Source organism: Streptomyces sp. NPDC054047, assembly GCF_055585065.1.
This window is the reverse complement of the sequence record NZ_JBVJKV010000016.1, coordinates 101,801-120,650: the sequence shown is the minus strand read 5'-3', so window position 1 is coordinate 120,650 and position 18,850 is coordinate 101,801. Positions and strand designations below refer to the sequence as shown.

Sequence of the window (18,850 nt, the reverse complement as noted above, 5' to 3'; positions counted from 1 at the left end):
GTCACCCGCATGACCGACGCCGTGATCGACGCCGTGATCGACCTCAACGCCGACCTCGGCGAGGGCTTCGGCCGCTGGCGCCTGACCGACGACGAGGAGCTGCTCTCCGTCGTCACCAGCGCCAATGTGGCCTGCGGTTTCCACGCCGGGGACGCGGCCACCATGCGCCGCGTTTGCGAGCAGGCCGCCGCGCGCGGTGTGCGGATCGGCGCCCAGGTCTCCTACCGCGACCTGGCGGGCTTCGGGCGCCGCTCCATGGACGTGCCTGCCGACGAGCTGGCGGCCGAAGTGGCGTACCAGATAGGCGCCCTGGAGGTCTTCGCGCGCGCGGCCGGCACGCGCGTGTCGTACGTGAAGCCGCATGGCGCGCTCTACAACCGCGTCGTGCACGACGAGGACCAGGCGCGCGCCGTCGTCGAAGGGGTCCTGCTCGCGGACCACACGCTGCCCGTACTCGGGCTGCCCGGATCGCGCTTCCTTGAGGTGGCCGACAAGGCCGGTCTTCCCCAGGTCACCGAGGCGTTCGCGGACCGCGCGTACACCCCGGAGGGGACGCTCGTGCCGCGCGGCAGCGACGGCGCCGTCATCGCGGAGGCGGACGCCGTCGTCGAACGCTCCGTGGGGATGGCCCGGTTCGGGACGGTCACCGCCCAGGACGGCCGGCGGATCGACGTCCGCGCGCGCTCGTTGTGCCTGCACGGCGACACCCCGGGAGCGGTGGCCCTGGCCCGGCAGGTCCGGGCACGCCTCGAATCGGCGGGCGTCCGGGTGGAGGCCTTCGCGTGAGGGTGCTCCCGGTCGGCGACCTGGCGCTGCTCGTCGAACTCGCCGACGGCGACGAGGCGCAGGCGCTCCACGCCGAGCTGCTGCGCCGCAGGGCCGCGGGCCTGGTCCGCGTACGGGAGATCGTGCCCGCGGCCCGCACGGTGCTCCTGGACGGCCTCGACGACCCCGGCCGCGTCGGCGCTGAGCTCGCCGCCCTGGACATCCCGCCGCTGTCGGCGCGCGCGGAGGAGGTACGGGAGATCCCGGTCCGCTACGACGGGCCCGACCTGGCCGACGTGGCGGCGCACTGGGGTGTACCGGTGACGGAGGTGGCGCGCATCCACTCGGCGGCCGAATTCCGGGTCGCCTTCTGCGGGTTCGCGCCCGGCTTCGGCTACCTCACCGGGCTGCCGGAGCACTACGAAGTGCCTCGCCGGACCACGCCGCGCACCAGCGTCCCGGCCGGCAGCGTCGCTCTGGCGGGGCCGTACACGGGGATGTATCCGCGCTCGTCGCCCGGCGGCTGGCAGCTGATCGGCACGACGGACGCCGTGCTGTGGGACCACGCGCGCGTGCCCGCCGCGCTGCTCACCCCTGGCGTGCGGGTGCGCTTCGTGCCCATGTCGCACCCGGACCCGCCGGAGGAACGATGACCGACCGGGCCTTCGCCGTCGTACGGGCCGGTGCGCTGACCACCGTGCAGGATCAGGGCCGCCCCGGGCACGCGCACCTCGGAGTGCCGCGCTCCGGAGCCCTCGATCCGGCCGCGGCACGCCTGGCCAACCGACTCGTCGGCAACCCTGTCGACGCCGCCGTCCTGGAGACCACCCTCAACGGCTGCTCCGTGCGGCCGCGTTGCGCGGTGACGGTCGCGGTGGTGGGCGCGCCCTGCCCGGTGACGGTCGACGGCCGCCCGGCGGCATGGGGCGCCCCCGTTCGAGTCCCGGCCGGCGCACTGCTCGACGTCGCAGCGGCCGTCTCCGGAGTACGGTGCTACGTCGCGTTCGGCGGCGGAGTCGCCGTCGACCCGGTGCTCGCCAGCCGCTCCACGGACCTGCTCTCCGGGCTGGGCCCGCCGCCGCTCGCGGACGGAACGGTCATCCCCCTGGGGAGCGTCGCCGCGCCGCACGCGCGCGTGGACACCGTCCCGCACCCGGCGCCACCGCACGAACTGGTCCTGAGGGTGACGCCCGGACCCCGCGCCGACTGGTTCACCCCCTCGGCCCTGCGCACGCTGACCACGCGCGCGTACCGGGTGTCCTCGTCCAGCAACCGCATCGGCCTGCGCACCGAAGGGCCCTCCCTGGAGCGGGCGTTCACCGATGAGCTGCCCAGCGAGGGCATGGTCCTCGGCGCCGTCCAGGTGCCGCCGGACGGTCTGCCCGTGGTCTTCCTCGCCGACCACCCGACGACCGGGGGCTATCCGGTGATCGCGGTGGTCAGGGAGGCGGATCTGGCCGGGGCCGCGCAGGCGGTGCCGGGCACGCCGGTGCGTTTCGTCCCGGCGGGACGGCGCTGAATCCTTCTCCGTTCCCGCGGCCTCCTCCGTTCCCGCGCTCTCCTACGCCGCGTCCGGCTGCTCGGCCGCGGTCAGCGCGGCGAGGGCCGCCGTCACCGCGTGGGAGGCGCTCAGGTCGAGCCGGGCACTGCTGCCCCGCACCTGGTGGCGTACTTCGTCGGCCGCGAGGGTGAGCAGCTGGGGCAGCAGGTCGGTGCACCGGCGCGCCACCCAGCCGGTGCCCGCGGTGGCCAGCCACAGCAGGCTCGCCGACCGGGTGGGCGAGGACAGTTGGGGCTCGCACGAGGGCGGACCGCCCGTCACCAGGCCCCGCGCCGCGAGCAGCGCGTGGAAGCGGGCGGCGACGAGACGGTGGCCCCGCTCGCCGGGGTGCAGCCGGTCCGCGCTCCACAGGGTGCGGTCGGCGACCCACTCGTCCTCCGCGAGGTGCAGGTGGACGGCGCCGTACCGCTCGGACAGGGCGTGCACGACGGCGTTGACCGCGCGTTGCCGCCGGGCCAGCGGGCGGGCCAGCGCGCCCGGCAAACCGAGCATGGCTCCCGGGTCGGGGAGGCAGGCGGTGAGCAGCTGGGCGCCCTGCCGCGCGGCGGCTCCGTAGATCTCGTCCAGCCGCGTGGCCACGGCCCGGATGTCGAAGGTGCAGCGCAGGGTGTCGTTGACGCCGACGATCACGGAGGCCAGGTCGGGCCGCAGCTCCAGCGCCGCGGGGAGCTGCCGGTCCAGGACGTCGCCGGTCTGGGACCCGCTGACGGCGAGGTTGTGGAACTCGATGTCCACGCCGGACGCGGCGAGCAGCGCGGCCCAGCCTCGCCACCCCTCCTCCACGGGGTCCCCGACGCCTTCGGTGAGGGAGTCCCCCATGGCCACGAACCGCAGCGGTTTCACGAGGCACGCTCCTCGTGGGGCGCCGCCGAGCGCGCCCCTCCGGCACGGCGAGGGGGCACCGCGTCATGCGCCGCCAAGAACGCACCGACCGCTCTCCCCCACCCGAAGCACTCCGCACGCGCGCGTGCCGCCTCCCTCCGTATGCGCTCGGGGCGGGCGAGGAGAGTCTGGACGGCGGTCGCGAACGCCTCGCCGCCGTCCGTCGCCACCGTGCCCGCCGCGCCCACGATCTCCGGCAGCGCCGACGACGCGCTTGCCACCACCGGCGTACCGCACGCCAGCGCCTCCAGGGCCGCGAGCCCGAACGTCTCGCAGGGGCCCGGCGCCAGGCAGACATCGGCCGCGGACTGCAGCTCCCCCAGAGTCGTGCGGTGCGCGACGTGCCCCACGAACGTCACCGGCAACCGCCGCTCGCGCGCCCGCAGTTCCAGGCGCGCGCGCAGCGGCCCGTCCCCCGCCACCACGAGCACCGCGGGCACGCCCCGGCCACGGAGCACCTCCAGGGCGTCCAGAGCCGTGCCGGGCCGCTTCTCCACGGACAGCCGGGAGCAGAGCACCAGCAGCACCTCGTCCTCGCGCGCGTGGCGCCCGCGCACGCGGGGATCACGCAGCCCCGGATGACTGCCCACGAGGTCGACGCCGAGCGGAGCACGGACGACATTGCGCGCCCCGACGCGGACGAACTCGCGCGCGGCCCACTCCGTGGTGCACACGACCCGCGCGTACGCGTGCGCGGTACGGGAGTTGAGGGCGTCGGCGGCTCGCAGGGCGGTCTGCCGGGGCATGCCCCAGGACCTGAGGACGCCGTCCGTCGTCTCGTGGGAGACCATCACGGCCGGGATCCTGCGGTGCCGGGCCCAGGCTCCGGTCCAGCGCAGCGTCGTGCGGTCGGAGACCTCGATGCGGTCGGGGGCCAGGCGTTCGAGGATGCGGGCGACCCGGTGGCGGTCCGCGAGGACGCGGTAGCCGCCGGTGCCGGGCAGCGGCGTGCCCGGCAGGGTCACGACGCGCCCCTGGTCCGTTTCGCTGACCCCGGCCCGTTCACCGGGCACGATCAGCACGGGCTCGTGCCCGGCCGCGCGGTAGCCGCGTCCCAACTCCCACAGCGCGGTGCGCAGTCCGCCCGATGTGGGGGCGACGAAGTTGGCGAGCCGCACGATGCGCAGCGACTCGCCGGACCGCGCTCCGGAGCGCTCGGCCGCCGCGCGGTAGGCCGCTTCCCTGTACAGGGCCGCCCTCATGCCGCCACCGCCGTCCGCGCGGCGAGCACCTGGGCGTAGTGGTCGACGAGCTGTTCGCCCACCGCCTCCCAGGTCCGCCCCTCGACGGCCGCGCGCCCCGCCCTGCCGTACGCGGCGCGCAGCCCTGGATCGGCGGCGAGCGCCCAGACCGCGTCCCGCACCGCGAGGGCGTCCCGGGGCGGCACGAGGATTCCGGTGCGGCCCGGGACGACGAGGTCCAGCGGTCCGCCGGCGGCGGGCGCGACCACCGGCACTCCGCTGGCCATGGCCTCCTGCACGGTCTGGCAGAAGGTCTCGTAGGGCCCGGTGTGCACGAAGAGGTCCAACGAGGCGAAGATCCGCGCGAGTTCGCCCCCGGTGCGGCGCCCCGGCATGACCGCGCCGGGCAGCGCCGCGCGCACGGAGTGCTCGCTGGGGCCGTCGCCGACGACGACGAGGCGTACGCCCTCCAGGGAGCACACCCCGGCCAGGAGTTCGACCTGCTTCTCGGGAGCAAGACGCCCCACGTAGCCGACGATCAGCTCACCGTTCGGCGCGAGTTCACGGCGTACGGCCTCGTCCCGGAGGGCGGGCCCGAACCGGGCGGTGTCCACACCCCTCGGCCACAGCCGCACCCGAGGCACCCCGTGCGTCACGAGATCACGCAGGGCGGCCGACGACGGGGCGAGGGTGCGGTCGGCCGCGGCGTGGACGGCGCGGATGCGCCGCCAGGCGGTGGACTCCCCCATCCCCATGTACGTACGCGCGTAGCCGCCCAGGTCCGTCTGGTAGACGGCGACGGCGGGAATGCCCAGGCGCGCGGCGGCCGCCATGCCGCGCGCGCCGAGGACGAAGGGGCTCGCCAGATGGACGAGGTCGGCCCGGTGCGCGCTCAGCGCGGCCGACAGACGGCGGCTGGGCAGCGCCACCCTGACCTGCGGATAGCCGGGCAGGGGCAGGGAGGGGACGCGGATGACGGGGCAGGGCGCACTGGCATCGGATGCGGCGTCCGCACCGGCCGCGGGGGCCGGGGCGATGACCAGGGGGTCGTGACCGCGGGCGGCGAGCTGCCGGGCGGTCTGGAGGGCGCAGTGCGCCACGCCGTTGACGTCGGGAGGGAAGGATTCGGTGACGATGACGACACGCATACCCGTGTTGTCGTCGCGCGGGGCGTGGTCACGTCAACGTGGATCTTTCCTGGCGAGGAACGTCCCATGAGCGTTCCGCTCCGCGCCCGCCCCGTCCCCCCGCCGAGCGCCCCGCTCCGGGGCGCTCCGGGTTACACCTCGGCCGCGTCGGGTCCGATTCTGCTGCGGACCGCGGTCTGTACCTCGTCCTCCTCGGCGGGGTCCGCGGCGAGCCTTCTGAGCTGGGTGACCACGCGGGCGTCGCCGGTCTCGGCGTGCCGTGCGGCGACCTCGCGGGTGGACTCCTCGCAGTCCCACAGGCATTCGACGGCGAATCCGGCGGCGAAGGAGGGGTCGGTGGCGGCGAGCGCGCGGGCGGCGCGGCCGCGCAGGTGGGACGAGGCGGTCTCGCGGTAGACGTGGCGCAGCACGGGGGCCGCGCAGGCGATGCCGAGCCGACCGGCGCCGTCGACGAGGGTCCAGAGGGTCGGTGCGTCCGGGCCTTCGCCCCGGACGGCTTCCCGGAGGGCGGCGAGGACGAGCTTGCTGTCCTGGGCGCCGCCCCTGCAGGCGAGCACCCGTCCGGCGGCGGCTCCGAGTTCGTCGGGCCGCAGGGCCCAGCGGCGGGCGCGCTCCACGGCGGCGACGCTGCGCATCCGTTCGAAGGCCTCGGCCGCGGCGTCCACGACGGCCCGTGACGGGCTCTGGACCGCGTACTCGATCAGGTCGAAGACTTCGGGATCATGGGCGTCCGCGAGGTAGCGCAGGGCCGTGCCGCGCGCCCCGTCGGAGCCGTTGCGGGCGGCTTCGAGGATCTCGGCGCGGTCTTCCGGTCCGGCGACGGCGCTCAGGCAGCGGGCGGCGGGCACGTGCAGGACGGCGCCGCGTTCGAGCCCTTCCTGCGCCCAGTCGAAGACGGCCCGGACGCTCCATCCCGGGCGTGGGCCCGATGGCCTCAGCTGGCGCTGCCAGCGGTCGAAGGACCCCTGTTCGCGCGCGGCTCGCACGCGGGCGCCGACGCCCTCCCTCGGGTCCTCCTCCCACAGCCGCCAGGGCCGGGGTTCGTAGGCGTCGCGCACGGCGGCGGCCAGTTCGGCCTCGCCCTGCGCGTCCTGGGAGAATCTGGCGAGCACGGGCACGGCGAGGGCGCGCAGGCCCGTGTCGTCGTCCCGCAGCGCCAGTTCGTCCAGGGCCCAGGCCCAGTTGGTGCCGAACGCGGCGTACCTGCGCAGCAGTTCGAGGGCGTCGTGCCTGCCGTACGAGGCGAGGTGCCCCAGGACCGCGAGCGCGAGGCCGGTGCGTGAGTCGTCCGTGTTCAGGACGTCCTCGGCATCGAAGAGATGCCGCTCGATCTCCTGGATCCCGCCGCGGAGATCGAGGTAGAGCCGGGCGTAGTAGAGGGAGCGGTTCTCCACCTGCCAGTCGTGGCGTGGGTCGTGGAGCACGCAGGTCTCGAGGGCGGCGAGCGCCTCGGATCGGGGGGCGGTGAGTGCGTGCAGCGTGCCGTCGCCGCGGCCCCGCTGCAGCAGGCCGAGCAGCGTACCGCTGGGCGCTATGACCGGATCGAACATGGGAAACAGCCTCACATCAAGCGTCGACGCAACCGGGAATCGTGAATTACCTGGCCGTGCGCCAACACGTCGGGCCGCCCGCCGTCTCTTGCTTGCTGTAGACCATCTTCCTCTGCCTCTCGTCGGTGGCCCGTAGGGATCCCGGACGGGAGGTCCGGGGGCGGGCCGTCACGGTCCGCGCGGTGCGGCAACTCCTGCCCCGCCGTCGCGTCCGTGAATCACGTCGTCATGATGACCCAGCGGTTCAGCCCGCCGCGACCACATTTCCAGCGCCCCCGTTGTTGCTGGTCAGCTACCCCGCTCAGGCCGCCCCGAACAGCTCGAGCAGCTCCGTCTTGGCGAACATCCTGGCGGTGTCCACGGCCGACGGTGTGCCCGCGGCCGGATCCGCGCCTCCGTCGAGCAGCGCCCTGATCACGGTGTCCTCGCCCTTGAAGACGGCGCCGGCGAGCGGTGTCTGCCCCCGGTCGTTGGCACGGTTGGCGTCACCGCCCCGCTCCAGGAGGGCCCGGACGGCGTCCGCGTGGCCGTGGTAGGCGGCGAGCATCACGAGGGAGTCGCCGCTGTCGTTCGTGAGGTTGGCCGGAACGCCAGCGTCCACGTACGCGGCGAGGGCCTCGGTGTCGCCCTGGCGCGCCAGATCGAAGATCTTGGTCGCCAGCTCCACGACTTCCGGGTCGGGGGCTTCACTCATGGACCGGACCGCCTTTCGACTGCGGGGTGACTCAAAGGGGGCGTACGGCGACGAGTGCAGCCGTACGGGTGAATCGACAGGGTACTGCCCGTCCGGGCACATGACGGGGCGCGCCCGCGGCAAAGATCACGAAGGGACCCGGACGCCCTCCGAACCCCTGCTCGCGCGGCTCAGCAGACCCCGCCATTCGAGGGAATTTCGCGGAAATTCCCCCATTTGCACCTTTTATCGTATGGATACATGCTGTGAACCTGGAACAACTCATGGTGACTGTCCCCACCAACCAGGAGAACCCTCATGATCCTGTCCATCTCCGGCGTCGTGCTGCTCGGCATCATCGTCTTCCTGTTCTTCCGCAAGGACGGCCTCAAGGCGTCCCACGCGCTGGTCTGCGCGCTCTTCGGCTTCTTCATGGCGGGCACCGCCATCGCCCCGAGCATCAAGGCCGGCAGCGCGAGCCTGGCGAGCCTCCTCGGCGGGATCAAGTTCTGACGTCCCCTGCTCCCTGCCCCCTGTAGTACTTCGTTCGCACCATATGGAGACTGACGTGGCACGGCGCCCCCTCCCCCGCATCCTGAGCAACGGCACCGCCTCGATCGCCCGGAGCCGGGAGTTCGCACGGTCGGCCGCCGACAGCGCCACGGACGTCCTCCACCCGCTGATCACGATCACTCGTGGACTGCGCCGGCTGGCGGCGGCCGGGCGGCGCAAGTGGGCCGACACCCCCAAGGACCGGCGCGGACCGCTGCTGTTCCTCGTGGCGTCCGTCGTCCTGGTCGTGGCCCTCATCCCGTACGGTCCGCTGCTCGCCGCCATCTGCCTGATGGCGGCCGCCGCGTGGAGCGGCAGGGAGAAGCCGGCTCCGGCGCCCACCGGTCCCGACGAGGCGCAGACCCAGCGGCTTCAGTCCCTCTACGAAGCGCTCGTCCCGTACTTCTCCGTTCCCGAGGACCCCGCTCCGCTCTTCGCGCACGGCGGCGAGTGGGACAAGGCCCTCACGTCGTACGAGTTCGACGACAACGGCCGCGTCTCCCACCTGGTGGTGCGCTACCCCGCGTACTTCACCGACGGCGAGCCCGAATCGCGCGCACGCATCGAGCAGCTGCTGCACGCGAAGTCGGGCCGCGGCCGCGAGTACCACTTCGAGTGGGACGAGGAGGGCAACCAGCTCACGGTGAACGTGCTGCCCCCGCTGCCCACCGACATCGCCGCCCAGCGGTTCGTCACGTCCCCCGGGGAGACCGTCCTCGGCTTCACCGACCCCACCGGCGTCCAGCGCACCCTGCCCGTGACGGACGGCGACGAGCAGCGCGACGTTCCCCCCGTCGTCTGGCGCACCGGCCCCCGCTCCACCGAGCCGCACCTCCTGGTGATCGGCGAACCCGGCAGCGGCACGACGACCCTGCTGCGCTCCATCGCCCTGCAGGCCCTGCTGCACGGCGACGTCCTGGTCGTCGAGGGCAGCGGCATCGGCGACTACGCCTGCCTGACCGGACGCGACGGCGTCCTGGCCATCGAGTGCGGGCTCGCCGGAGCCCTGGCGAGCCTGGAGTGGGCCGCGCACGAGACGGAGCGGCGCCTGATCTCCGCCAACCGCGCCCGCCAGGCGGGCCACCCCGCCCCGGACGACACCAAGCGCCCCCTGTGGATCCTCATGGACCGCCCCAGCGTGCTCGGCCACCTCGCGGCGGCCGACGGACGCAAGGACCCGCAGTCACTGCTTCAGGTGCCGCTGCGGCACGGCAGGGCGGCCAACGTCACGGTCGTCGTGGCCGACCAGTTCGACAGCCTGGACGCCCTGAGCGATCCGGTGCGCCAGCACACCCGCGCGCGCGTGGTCCTCGGCCCCACCACGCTCGACCAGGTCGAGGACATCCTCGGGGTGCCGCCGCGCACGACGCCCACCTCCGACGTCCCGCCCGGCCGCGGGTACGCCCGGCTCGGCACGGGTCCGGTGCACCGGCTCCAGGTGCCCGCGACGCCCGATCCGTACGACGACGCCACGAGCGAGTCGCACCGGCAGGCGGTGACGGAGCTGCTGCCCGCACGCAGCGCCCCCGCGGACGCCGAGCCAGGCACCGGCACCGGCACTGAGGCCGACTCCGAGGCGGACACCGTGGCGACGGAACCCGACGCGACGCCGCAGCCCGTGGCCGCCGAAAGCTGAGGCTCGGGGAGACCTGAGGCTCAGGGAGACTTGAGGCGCGGGGCGAACCGGGGCTCGGGCAGAGCCGGCCCTCAGGCCACGAACGCCCGCGGCGAGTCCATGCCCCCGCCCGCACCCGTCTCCACCAGACGCGCCGCGGCGGCAAGGCGCACCGCCGCCTCGTCCGCCACCGCGCCGCCCACGGTGAACGGCAGCCGCACATACCCCTCGAAGGCTCCGTCCACGCCGAAGCGCGGCCCGGACGGGACCCTGACCCCCACCCGCTCGCCCACCTCGGCGAGCCGGGAGCCGGAGAGACCTCCGGCGCGTGCCCACAGGGTGAGGCCGCCCGCCGGGACCGCGAACTCCCACTCGGGCAGCTCGCGGCGGACGGCGGCGACCAGGGCGTCGCGGTTCTCGCGCGCCTGGTCCCTGCGCACCTGCACGGCCGACTCCCAGCCGCCGGTGCTCAGGAGCCAGTTCACCGCCAGCTGTTCCAGGACGGGCGTGCCCAGGTCGGCGTAGGCGCGTGCCGAGATCAGGCTGCGGATCACGTCGGGCGCGGCCCGCACCCAGCCGATGCGCATGCCCGCCCAGAAGGCCTTGCTCGCCGAGCCGACGGTGATGACGGTGGAGCCCCCCGGATCGAAGCCGCAGACCGGGCGGGGCATCGCCACGTCGTCGTCGAGCCGCAGCTCGATCATGGTCTCGTCGACGACGAGGACCGTGCCCGCGGAGCGCGCCGCGTCCACGAGCTGACGCCGCCGGTCATCGTCGGCGAGCGCGCCCGTGGGGTTGTGGAAGTCCGCGACCACGTACGCGAGGCGGGGCGCGGCATCGCGCAGCACCTGCCGCCAGCGGTCCATGTCCCAGCCCTCGAGCCCCTCGGACATGGCGACGGGGACCAGCCGGGCGCCCGTCTCGCGCATGAGCTGGAGGATGTTGGCGTACGACGGGGACTCGACGGCGATGCGCTCACCGCGCGGCGCGAACAGGTGGCAGATCGCGTCGATGGCGCCCATCGCGCCGGTCGTGACCATGATCTGTTCGGGCATCGTCGGGATGCCGCGCGCGGTGTAGCGCTCGGCGAGCATCTGGCGCAGGGCGGGCAGACCGGCCGGGAAGTCCCCGTGCGTGTGCGCGTACGGAGGCAGTTCCTCCAGGGCCCCCTGGACGGCGCGGGTGAGCCAGGGCTCCGGCGCGGGCAGCGCCGCGCAGCCCAGGTCGATCATGGAGCCGAGGGCCTCGGGCGGAAGGGGCTCGAGCCCGCGCGCGGGCAGGGGGTTGCCGGCCGGGACGGCGGTCCAACTGCCCGCTCCCCTGCGGGACTCCAGGAAGCCTTCGGTGCGCAGCGCCTCGTACGCCGCGGCGACCGTGGTGCGGCTGACCGCGAGGGAGACCGCAAGCTCGCGCTCGGCGGGCAGCCGTGCGGCGACCGGGACGCGGCCCTCGAGGACGAGCATGCGGATACCGTCGGCGAGGGCGCGGTAGGCGGGCGGCCGGCGCGTGCCGGGGCCCGCGGGCCGTGTCTGCTGAGAGGTGAGCAGCCGGGCGAGCTGCGTGGCGCCCACCGCCGAAGTCCACTGAGCCATGATTCCCAGTCCACCTTCCTGGAATTGGCCATGGTTGGCATCCCTTTACGAGCCACAGAGTGTCATGCGTCAGGCCACTACCACCAGCAGGGGGCTCCCTTGTCCGTCACCCGTCGACTCATCCAGCTGTACGTCGGCCTGACGCTGTACGGCGCGAGCTCCGGGCTCCTGGTGGTGTCCGGCCTCGGCCTCGAACCGTGGAACGTGCTGCACCAGGGCCTGGCCGAACTGACGGGGATGTCCATCGGCGTCGTCTCCATCTTCATCGGTGCCGCGGTCCTTCTCCTGTGGATCCCGCTGCGCCAGCGCCCCGGCCTGGGCACGGTGTCCAACGTCTTCGTCGTCGGCCTGGCGATGGACGGCACCCTCGCCCTGATGCCGGACGCACACGGGCTCGGCGCCCGCATACCGCTCCTCGTGGCCGGGATCGTCCTGAACGGCGTGGCCACCGGGCTCTACATCGCGGCGAAGTTCGGCCCCGGCCCCCGGGACGGCCTGATGACGGGCCTTCACCAGCGCACAGGGCGCTCGATCCGGCTGATGCGGACGCTGGTCGAGGTGGCGGTGGTCGCCACCGGCTTCGCCTTCGGCGGCACGGTGGGCATCGGAACGGTCCTGTACGCCCTGGCGATCGGCCCGCTGGCCCAGTTCTTCCTGCGCTTCTTCGCCGTCCCCGCTCCATCCAAGGGAGGCGTCGTGGCTGCCGGCGGTCAACCGGAGCAGGCGATACTTCAGCGGTGACCACGCGCGTACGCCACCCCTACCTCGACCATCCCGGCCCGCTCCCCTTCGCCCACCGCGGCGGGGCGGCGGACGGCCTGGAGAACACCGCCGCCGCGTTCCGGCGCGCGGTCGGCCTGGGATACCGGTACATCGAGACGGATGTGCACGCCACGTCGGACGGCCGTCTCGTGGCCTTCCACGACGCGACGCTCGACCGGGTGACGGACACCGCCGGGCAGATCGCCGACCTCCCGTGGAGCGACGTCCGCCACGCGCGCGTAGCGGGCAGCGAACCGGTGCCCCTCTTCGAAGAGCTCCTGGAGTCCTTCCCCGACGTCCGCTGGAACGTGGACGTCAAGGCCGAGCCCGCGCTGCTCCCGCTCCTCGAGCTGCTGCGCCGCACCGGCGCCTGGGACCGCGTGTGCGTCGGCTCGTTCTCCGAGGCCCGCGTGGCCCGGGCCCAGCGGCTCGCGGGCCCACGCCTGGCCACCTCGTTCGGCACGCGCGGCGCGGCGGGCCTGCGGCTCAGCTCGTACGGCATCCCCGCCCCCGTGCGGGGCTCCGCGGTGTGCGCCCAGGTGCCCGAGACGCATGCCGGCATCCGGGTGGTGGACCGCCGCTTCGTGCGCGCGGCCCACGCGCGCGGGCTGCAGGTGCACGTCTGGACGGTCAATGACGCCGAACGCATGGCCGCCCTTCTCGACCTCGGGGTGGATGGCATCATCACTGATCACATCGAGACGCTGCGCGAAGTGCTGAAGGACCGGGGAGCCTGGGCCTGACCGCCTCTGGGCGGCAGCGGACCACGGGGACCAGCGAGGGGGGCACGGGTGGGCACCGACACCGTGCGGGCAACGCCACCGGCCGACGAGAGCGCCGCCGAGCGGCGGCGCGAGCAGCGCGGCTGGTACGTCTACGACTGGGCGTGCTCGGTCTACTCGACCAGCGTCCTGACCGTGTTCCTCGGCCCGTACCTGACGGAGATCGCCAAGTCGGCCGCCGACGGGGACGGGTACGTGCACCCGCTGGGCATCCCGATCAGCGCCGGGTCCTTCTTCGCGTACGCGGTCTCGGCGTCGGTGATCGTGTCGGTCCTGGTCATGCCGGTCGCGGGCGCCGCCGCCGACCGCACGGGCCGCAAGAAGCCGCTGCTCGCGGTGGCCGCCTACCTGGGGGCCGCGGCGACGGCCGGCATGTTCTTCCTGGACGGCGACCGCTATCTCCTCGGCGGCTTCCTGCTGATCGTCGCCAACGCCTCGCTCGCCGTCTCGATGGTGCTCTACAACGCCTATCTGCCGCAGATCGCCCCTCCTCAGGAGCGTGACGCGGTCTCATCGCGCGGCTGGGCGTTCGGTTACGCGGCGGGCGCGCTCGTCCTGGTGGCGAATCTTGTCCTGTTCCTGGCCCATGACACCTTCGGGGTCTCGGAGTCGACGGCCGTGCGCATCTGCCTGGCGTCGGCGGGCGTGTGGTGGGGCGCCTTCACGCTCGTACCGCTGCGGCGGCTGCGCGACCGCAAGGTGCCGCCTTCGCCGGGATCGGCACGCGGCTGGCGGCAGCTGGCGTCGACGGTGCGCGACATGCGCCGCCACCCGCACACCCTGTCCTTCCTGCTCGCCTATCTCGTCTACAACGACGGCGTGCAGACGGTGATCTCCCAGGCGTCGGTCTACGGCTCCGAGGAGCTCGGCCTCGACCAGTCCACGCTGATCGTGGCGGTCCTCCTTGTGCAGGTGCTCGCGGTGGCGGGAGCGCTCGCCATGGGGCGCCTCGCACGGACGTACGGCGCCAAGCGCACCATCCTCGGCTCGCTCGTCGCGTGGACGGTGACGATCGGCGCCGGGTTCTTCCTGCCCGCGGGCGCGCCGGTGTGGTTCTTCGTGCTCGCGGCGGGGATCGGCCTGGTGCTCGGGGGTTCGCAGGCGCTCTCGCGGTCCTTGTTCTCGCACCTGGTGCCCGCGGGCAAGGAGGCCGAGTACTTCTCCGCGTACGAGATCAGCGATCGCGGCATGGCCTGGCTCGGGCCGCTGATCTTCGGCCTGACGTACCAGCTCACGGGGAGCTACCGGGACGCGATCGTCTCGCTGGTGGCCTTCTTCGTGATCGGTTTCGTCCTGCTCGCACGGGTACCCGTGGGGCGTGCGATCCGCGACGCGGGAAATCCCGTACCCGACAGGATTTAGCAACTGAAGCCAAAGGGCGGTAGTGTACGCGTTTGGCTTACCAGGCGGACCGTTACTGCGCGCTCAAGATTGAGAAACGCAGGGTGACATCCTCTGTCAGATGTGACATACCGGGCGCTGGTGGGTACAACAAGGGGCGGCATACGACGGCGACGCATGACCCTTAACGGGAATCTTTACCGCCGACCGGACGTTGACCGGATGACGACGACAGCGACACCTGTCCTGTGGGCGACAAGCCCGGGAGGCACGATTCATGAGTGAGCGAGCTCTTCGCGGCACGCGCCTCGTGGTGACCAGCTACGAGACCGACCGCGGCATCGACTTGGCTCCGCGCCAGGCCGTGGAGTACGCATGCCAGAACGGACATCGATTTGAGATGCCGTTCTCGGTAGAGGCAGAAATCCCGCCGGAGTGGGAGTGCAAGGTCTGCGGGGTCCAGGCACTCCTTGTAGACGGCGACGGACCTGAGGAGAAGAAGGGTAAGCCTGCGCGTACGCACTGGGACATGCTCATGGAGCGCCGCACTCGAGAAGAACTCGAGGAGGTCCTGGAGGAGCGCCTCGCGGTTCTCCGTTCAGGAGCCATGAACATCGCGGTGCACCCGCGGGACAGCCGCAAGTCCGCCTGACGGCGAACTGAGGTACACCGCACAACACCGCATACGAAGGCCGGGGTCACTGCTCAGCAGTGACCCCGGCCTTCGTGCTGCCCTCAGCCGCCCGCGCGGGCGGCGAGCCGCTCAGCGGGGCGGCAGCTGCGGATCGTCCGGGTGCGCGCCACGGGCCGGCCGCTCGTCGTCCCGGATGACCTCGCCCTGGACGACCTTGCCGTCCGGGCGGTGCATGCGCGCCTGTTGGAAGGCGTTGCCCAGGCCACCGCCCTGGGTGGCCTCGCGGACCTTGCGCTCGAACGTCTTCTCCGCCCTGCGGCTGACCGCCTTCTGGACCGGCGGCACCAGCAGGAGCAGCCCCAGGACATCGGAGATCAGCCCCGGCAGGATGATCAGGAGGCCGCCCAGCATCGTCAGGGCGTTGCCTCCGCCCCGCTCGGAGGGGTGCGGTGCCAGACCGCTCTGCTGCTGTTGCACCGCCTCGCTCAGCTCGCGGAAGGCGCGGCGTCCGGCGTGCTTGATGACCATGCCACCGAGCACGACACCGGCCACGAGCAGCAGGAACACCGTGAGCCCGCCCGCGGCGCCCGCCACCACGGTGAGCAGCCAGATCTCCAGGACCAGCCACGCGGCGATGCCGAGCGGCAGGAACCTGAGGACGCGGGAGCGCCGGGGCCGGGCGGGTCGGGTGGGCGGTACGCCAGTCGTCATGGCTCCAGTGTGCCTGGACACGGCTCAGACCGGCATAAGGGGGATGATCGGCAGGCGAACCGCCGGACGAGCGGTGATCAGGGGTTCTTGCGGTCCTGCTGGTCCTTCTGGTCCTGCTGGGGCTCCTGCGCCCCCTGGGGCCCCTGCGGTCCCTCGGCGTCCTTGCGGCCCAGCGCGCGGCCCACGCGGCCGACCCGCTCGCCCACGCCCCACGCCGTGACGCGCCACAGCGCCTCGGCGACGATGTCCTGGCTCATCTTGCTGTCGCCGTGCTCCCGCTCGACGAAGGTGATCGGCACCTCGACGACGTGATAGCCCGCCTTGATCGCCCGGCGCGCCAGGTCGACCTGGAAGCAGTAGCCCTGCGACGCGACCTCGTCGAGGCCGATGCCCTGGAGGGTCTCGCGGCGGAAGGCGCGGTAGCCGCCGGTGACGTCGCGGATCGGCACGTCGAGCATCAGCCGGGAGTACGTGCTGCCGCCGCGCGAGATGAGCTGGCGGTACTTGGGCCAGTTCACGATCCGCCCGCCCGGCACCCAGCGCGAGCCCAGGACGAGGTCGGCGCCCTTGAGCGCGGTGAGCAGCCGCGGCAGCTCCTCGGGCTGGTGGGAGCCGTCCGCGTCCATCTCCACGACCACGCCGTAGTCGTTGTCCAGGCCCCACTGGAAGCCCGCGAGATAGGCCGCGCCGAGGCCTTCCTTGCCCTTGCGGTGCAGTACGTGGACGTGGTCGTCGTCGACCGCGAGCTCGTCGGCGATCTTGCCGGTGCCGTCAGGGCTGTTGTCGTCGGCGACGAGGATGTGCGCCTCGGGCACGGCGACCCGGACACGGCCGACGATGGACTGGATGTTCTCCGCCTCGTTGTAGGTCGGAATGATCACCAAGGCCATGCCGAGCGGGCCGAACTGCCTCCCCTGGTCACCGGTTTCGGAGACCCCACCGCCGTCGTTCACTACTGCCCCTTCGTTCGTACGCAGAGGACCACCATAGTGGCCGCTTCCGTCGAGGCCACGGCGGCACGGGCAGTCGAGGGGAGTACTGCGGATCGGGGCCCGGCACCCTTCGGGCCGACCTGGGGCCCGCTGGCTGCGGGTCGACCGAGAGCCGTTGTCTACTGAGCGTCCGGGCCCCACCCGGGTCACACCTGCCGGCCCGGTGGAACGTTCCCTCGCATCCGCGGCGCGGGCGCTGGACCTGGCTCCCAGTGGTGGTGCGCCGGTGCGGCACACCGCCCATGGCCCAGCGGCGTTCGACGGTTGCGTGGAGGTTCTCCGGTCGGACGTCCTGTGGTGGACCCGGCCGAACCTACCGGCCGACGGCCGCGTTCTGTCAATAGCCCTTTGACCTGGTTCTATTCCAAAGACAGCCAGGTCAGTGCCGAGGATACGCAGGTCGTGCGACGCGACAACGGGCCGCGATCGGCGGTACGCACCGCCGGGACATCACTCGTCCGGCCGTACGAAGACCGGCTTTCCGAAGACGACCGTACGCAGGCAGACGGGGAGTTCGACGCCCGGGCTCAGGTCGGGCAGACCGGGCGTGCCCGAGCGCGGATCGGTCGACCAGCGCGCGACCCGGTCGTCGGGGGCCTGGACCACGAGATCCGCGGTGCGCCAGACGGCGTAGTCGGCCGGCGCACCGGGCACCAGGACGCCCGCGTCGTCCCGGCCGATGGCCCGCCAGCCGCCCCGGGTGTGGGCGGTGAACGCGGCGCGCACCGACACGCGGTGATCGAGGTTCTGGTGGAACGCGGCGGCGCGGACGGTGCCCCAGGGATCGAGCGGGGTGACCGGGCTGTCGGAGCCGAAGGCCAGCGGGACGCCGGTGCGCAGGAGGGCCGCGTACGGGTTGAGGGTGCGGGCCCGTTCGGCACCAAGGCGCTGGGCGTACATGCCGTCCTCGCCGCCCCACAGGGCGTCGAAGGCGGGCTGCACGGAGGCGGTGAGGCCGAGTTCGGCGAAGGCGGCGATCGTCTCCGGGGTGAGCATCTCGGCGTGCTCGACGCGGTGCCTGGCGGCGCGCACGCGGGCCAGGCCGACCTTCTCCGCGGCGGCGCGGATGCCTTCGACGACGGCGCTCACCGCGGCGTCGCCGATGGCGTGGAAGCCCGCCTGGACCCCCGCCTCGGTGCAGGCGACGACGTGCGCGGCGACGGCGGGCGCGTCCAGAAAGGCGGTGCCGGTGTGGCCGGAGTCGGCGTACGGCTCGTGCAGGCAGGCGGTGTGCGAGCCGAGGGCGCCGTCGACGAAGAGGTCGCCCGCGGCGCCGATGGCCCCCAGCTCCTTTGCACGGGCGACGCCTTCCTCACCCTGCTGCGCCCAGTAGCCGACGACGCGGGGACCGGCCTCCTCGGCGGCCAGGCGCAGCAGCCCTGTCAGGTCGTCCTCGCCGGAGATCTCGGGGCCCGCGCACTCGTGCACGGAGCCGATGCCGAGGGACGCGGCATGGCGCAGCGCGGCGCGCTGGGCTTCAGTGCGCTGCTGCGGGGTGAGCGCGCCGAGGGCGGCGGCGCGCACCGCGTGGTGGGCGTCGGCGGTCAGCGGCGCGTCCGCGTGGAAGCCCGTGCGCCCGGTGACGCCGGGGACGAGGTCGAGCAGCGCCGTGGAGACGACGGCCGAGTGGACGTCGATGCGCGAGAGGTAGAGGGGACGGCCGCCGGTGGCCTCGTCCAGTTCCGCGCGCGCGGGCGGACGGCCGTCCGCCCAGCGGGCGGCGTCCCAGCCGTGGCCGAGCAGGACCCGGTCGTGCGGCCTGGCGGCGGCGTGCTCGCGGACGAGAGCCAGCGCGTCGCCCAGCGAGCGGGCGCCCGTCAGGTCGAGGCCCGTCAGGGCGAGGCCGGTCGCCGTGGTGTGCACATGCGCATCGGTGAACGCCGGGGTCACGAGCGCCCCTTCGAGGTCGACGACCTCGTCCACGCCGTCGGCGAACGCGTCGGCCGCGCCCTCGGATCCCACCCAGGCGACGTGCCCGCGTTCGACGACCATGGCGGTGGCGAACGGATCGGCGGGGCTGTGGACGTCTCCGCCGCGCAGCAGCACGGTGCGGTGGCCTTCAGGGCCGTTCTGGGGGGTGGTGCTCTCGCTCATGGGACCAGTCTGACC

The 18,850-nt window shown here is 73.3% G+C and carries 18 protein-coding genes; 9 read left to right on the top strand and 9 right to left on the bottom strand.

Annotated features, from left to right (window positions below):
• Positions 1–9 precede the first annotated feature (9 nt).
• From ACZ6ZP_RS39855 to ACZ6ZP_RS39845, 3 genes are read left to right on the top strand one after another with little or no spacing between them, the layout of a single operon-like run.
• Positions 10–786 carry a LamB/YcsF family protein gene (locus tag ACZ6ZP_RS39855; RefSeq protein ID WP_351168822.1) on the top strand — a complete coding sequence of 259 codons (777 nt, stop codon included), beginning with the start codon at positions 10–12 and terminating at the stop codon, positions 784–786.
• Positions 783–1,418 carry a 5-oxoprolinase subunit B family protein gene (locus ACZ6ZP_RS39850; RefSeq protein WP_469410343.1) on the top strand — a complete coding sequence of 212 codons (636 nt, stop codon included), beginning with the start codon at positions 783–785 and terminating at the stop codon, positions 1,416–1,418. The genes ACZ6ZP_RS39855 and ACZ6ZP_RS39850 overlap by 4 nt, the downstream gene beginning before the upstream one ends.
• A complete protein-coding gene (locus ACZ6ZP_RS39845; RefSeq protein ID WP_399982938.1) occupies positions 1,415–2,284 on the top strand; it encodes a 5-oxoprolinase subunit C family protein in 870 nt (289 codons plus the stop codon). Before ACZ6ZP_RS39850 ends, ACZ6ZP_RS39845 begins: the two co-directional genes overlap by 4 nt.
• A gap of 42 nt (positions 2,285–2,326) precedes the next feature.
• Here the strand turns inward: ACZ6ZP_RS39845 and ACZ6ZP_RS39840 are convergent, their stop codons facing one another.
• From ACZ6ZP_RS39840 to ACZ6ZP_RS39820, 5 genes are all read right to left on the bottom strand, one after another.
• A complete protein-coding gene (locus ACZ6ZP_RS39840; protein WP_469410342.1) occupies positions 2,327–3,169 on the bottom strand; it encodes an SGNH/GDSL hydrolase family protein in 843 nt (280 codons plus the stop codon).
• Positions 3,166–4,410, bottom strand: a complete 1,245-nt coding sequence (locus ACZ6ZP_RS39835) for a glycosyltransferase (protein WP_469410341.1) — start codon at positions 4,408–4,410, stop codon at positions 3,166–3,168. The genes ACZ6ZP_RS39840 and ACZ6ZP_RS39835 overlap by 4 nt, the downstream gene beginning before the upstream one ends.
• Positions 4,407–5,537, bottom strand: coding sequence for a glycosyltransferase family 4 protein (locus ACZ6ZP_RS39830; protein WP_351168814.1), 1,131 nt, complete (start codon positions 5,535–5,537; stop codon positions 4,407–4,409). Before ACZ6ZP_RS39830 ends, ACZ6ZP_RS39835 begins: the two co-directional genes overlap by 4 nt.
• A gap of 131 nt (positions 5,538–5,668) precedes the next feature.
• Complete coding sequence (locus ACZ6ZP_RS39825; protein ID WP_383818332.1) at positions 5,669–7,087, bottom strand: HEAT repeat domain-containing protein; 1,419 nt, start codon at positions 7,085–7,087, stop codon at positions 5,669–5,671.
• A gap of 301 nt (positions 7,088–7,388) precedes the next feature.
• Positions 7,389–7,781 (bottom strand): ankyrin repeat domain-containing protein, encoded by a 393-nt coding sequence (locus tag ACZ6ZP_RS39820; protein ID WP_351168810.1) that lies wholly within the window; start codon positions 7,779–7,781, stop codon positions 7,389–7,391.
• Positions 7,782–8,078: 297 nt separating this feature from the next.
• Between ACZ6ZP_RS39820 and ACZ6ZP_RS39815 the strand changes: the two genes are divergently transcribed.
• On the top strand, positions 8,079–8,273 hold the full coding sequence (locus ACZ6ZP_RS39815) for a hypothetical protein (protein WP_249591193.1): 195 nt from the start codon (positions 8,079–8,081) through the stop codon (positions 8,271–8,273).
• Positions 8,274–8,328: 55 nt separating this feature from the next.
• A complete protein-coding gene (locus tag ACZ6ZP_RS39810; RefSeq protein WP_351168808.1) occupies positions 8,329–9,948 on the top strand; it encodes an ATP-binding protein in 1,620 nt (539 codons plus the stop codon).
• 71 nt (positions 9,949–10,019) lie between these two features.
• Here ACZ6ZP_RS39810 and ACZ6ZP_RS39805 read toward each other — a convergent pair whose 3' ends face one another.
• A complete protein-coding gene (locus tag ACZ6ZP_RS39805) occupies positions 10,020–11,519 on the bottom strand; it encodes an SCO1417 family PLP biosynthesis transcription factor (protein ID WP_469410340.1) in 1,500 nt (499 codons plus the stop codon).
• 30 nt (positions 11,520–11,549) lie between these two features.
• Here ACZ6ZP_RS39805 and yczE point away from each other — a divergent pair, with 30 nt between their 5' ends.
• The 4 genes from yczE to ACZ6ZP_RS39785 all read left to right on the top strand — a co-directional run bounded on the left by yczE (position 11,550) and on the right by ACZ6ZP_RS39785 (position 15,056).
• On the top strand, positions 11,550–12,260 hold the full coding sequence (gene yczE / locus ACZ6ZP_RS39800; protein ID WP_454429303.1) for a membrane protein YczE: 711 nt from the start codon (positions 11,550–11,552) through the stop codon (positions 12,258–12,260).
• Entirely contained in the window at positions 12,257–13,024 is a 768-nt protein-coding gene (locus ACZ6ZP_RS39795) for a glycerophosphodiester phosphodiesterase family protein (protein ID WP_361463367.1), read from the top strand. Before yczE ends, ACZ6ZP_RS39795 begins: the two co-directional genes overlap by 4 nt.
• A 48-nt stretch (positions 13,025–13,072) precedes the next feature.
• Complete coding sequence (locus ACZ6ZP_RS39790; protein WP_361463365.1) at positions 13,073–14,425, top strand: MFS transporter; 1,353 nt, start codon at positions 13,073–13,075, stop codon at positions 14,423–14,425.
• 256 nt (positions 14,426–14,681) lie between these two features.
• A complete protein-coding gene (locus ACZ6ZP_RS39785) occupies positions 14,682–15,056 on the top strand; it encodes an RNA polymerase-binding protein RbpA (protein ID WP_249591189.1) in 375 nt (124 codons plus the stop codon).
• 111 nt (positions 15,057–15,167) lie between these two features.
• Here ACZ6ZP_RS39785 and fxsA read toward each other — a convergent pair whose 3' ends face one another.
• The 3 genes from fxsA to ACZ6ZP_RS39770 all read right to left on the bottom strand — a co-directional run bounded on the left by fxsA (position 15,168) and on the right by ACZ6ZP_RS39770 (position 18,835).
• Complete coding sequence (gene fxsA, locus ACZ6ZP_RS39780) at positions 15,168–15,749, bottom strand: FxsA family membrane protein (RefSeq protein ID WP_351168797.1); 582 nt, start codon at positions 15,747–15,749, stop codon at positions 15,168–15,170.
• A gap of 77 nt (positions 15,750–15,826) precedes the next feature.
• Entirely contained in the window at positions 15,827–16,702 is an 876-nt protein-coding gene (locus ACZ6ZP_RS39775; RefSeq protein WP_351168795.1) for a polyprenol monophosphomannose synthase, read from the bottom strand.
• A 489-nt stretch (positions 16,703–17,191) separates the two neighbouring features.
• Positions 17,192–18,835, bottom strand: coding sequence for an amidohydrolase (locus ACZ6ZP_RS39770; protein ID WP_383818323.1), 1,644 nt, complete (start codon positions 18,833–18,835; stop codon positions 17,192–17,194).
• Between the last annotated feature and the right edge of the window lie 15 nt (positions 18,836–18,850).

What these genes read in the sequence shown, in the direction of transcription:
- ACZ6ZP_RS39855 (WP_351168822.1), top strand. Translation starts at nt 10, where the DNA reads ATGACCGACGCCGTGATCGACGCCGTGATCGACCTCAACGCCGACCTC.
- ACZ6ZP_RS39845 (WP_399982938.1), top strand. Translation starts at nt 1,415, where the DNA reads ATGACCGACCGGGCCTTCGCCGTCGTACGGGCCGGTGCGCTGACCACC.
- ACZ6ZP_RS39835 (WP_469410341.1), bottom strand. Translation starts at nt 4,410, where the DNA reads ATGAGGGCGGCCCTGTACAGGGAAGCGGCCTACCGCGCGGCGGCCGAG.
- ACZ6ZP_RS39830 (WP_351168814.1), bottom strand. Translation starts at nt 5,537, where the DNA reads ATGCGTGTCGTCATCGTCACCGAATCCTTCCCTCCCGACGTCAACGGC.
- ACZ6ZP_RS39825 (WP_383818332.1), bottom strand. Translation starts at nt 7,087, where the DNA reads ATGTTCGATCCGGTCATAGCGCCCAGCGGTACGCTGCTCGGCCTGCTG.
- ACZ6ZP_RS39820 (WP_351168810.1), bottom strand. Translation starts at nt 7,781, where the DNA reads ATGAGTGAAGCCCCCGACCCGGAAGTCGTGGAGCTGGCGACCAAGATC.
- ACZ6ZP_RS39815 (WP_249591193.1), top strand. Translation starts at nt 8,079, where the DNA reads ATGATCCTGTCCATCTCCGGCGTCGTGCTGCTCGGCATCATCGTCTTC.
- ACZ6ZP_RS39805 (WP_469410340.1), bottom strand. Translation starts at nt 11,519, where the DNA reads ATGGCTCAGTGGACTTCGGCGGTGGGCGCCACGCAGCTCGCCCGGCTG.
- yczE (WP_454429303.1), top strand. Translation starts at nt 11,550, where the DNA reads ATGGTTGGCATCCCTTTACGAGCCACAGAGTGTCATGCGTCAGGCCAC.
- ACZ6ZP_RS39785 (WP_249591189.1), top strand. Translation starts at nt 14,682, where the DNA reads ATGAGTGAGCGAGCTCTTCGCGGCACGCGCCTCGTGGTGACCAGCTAC.
- fxsA (WP_351168797.1), bottom strand. Translation starts at nt 15,749, where the DNA reads ATGACGACTGGCGTACCGCCCACCCGACCCGCCCGGCCCCGGCGCTCC.
- ACZ6ZP_RS39770 (WP_383818323.1), bottom strand. Translation starts at nt 18,835, where the DNA reads ATGAGCGAGAGCACCACCCCCCAGAACGGCCCTGAAGGCCACCGCACC.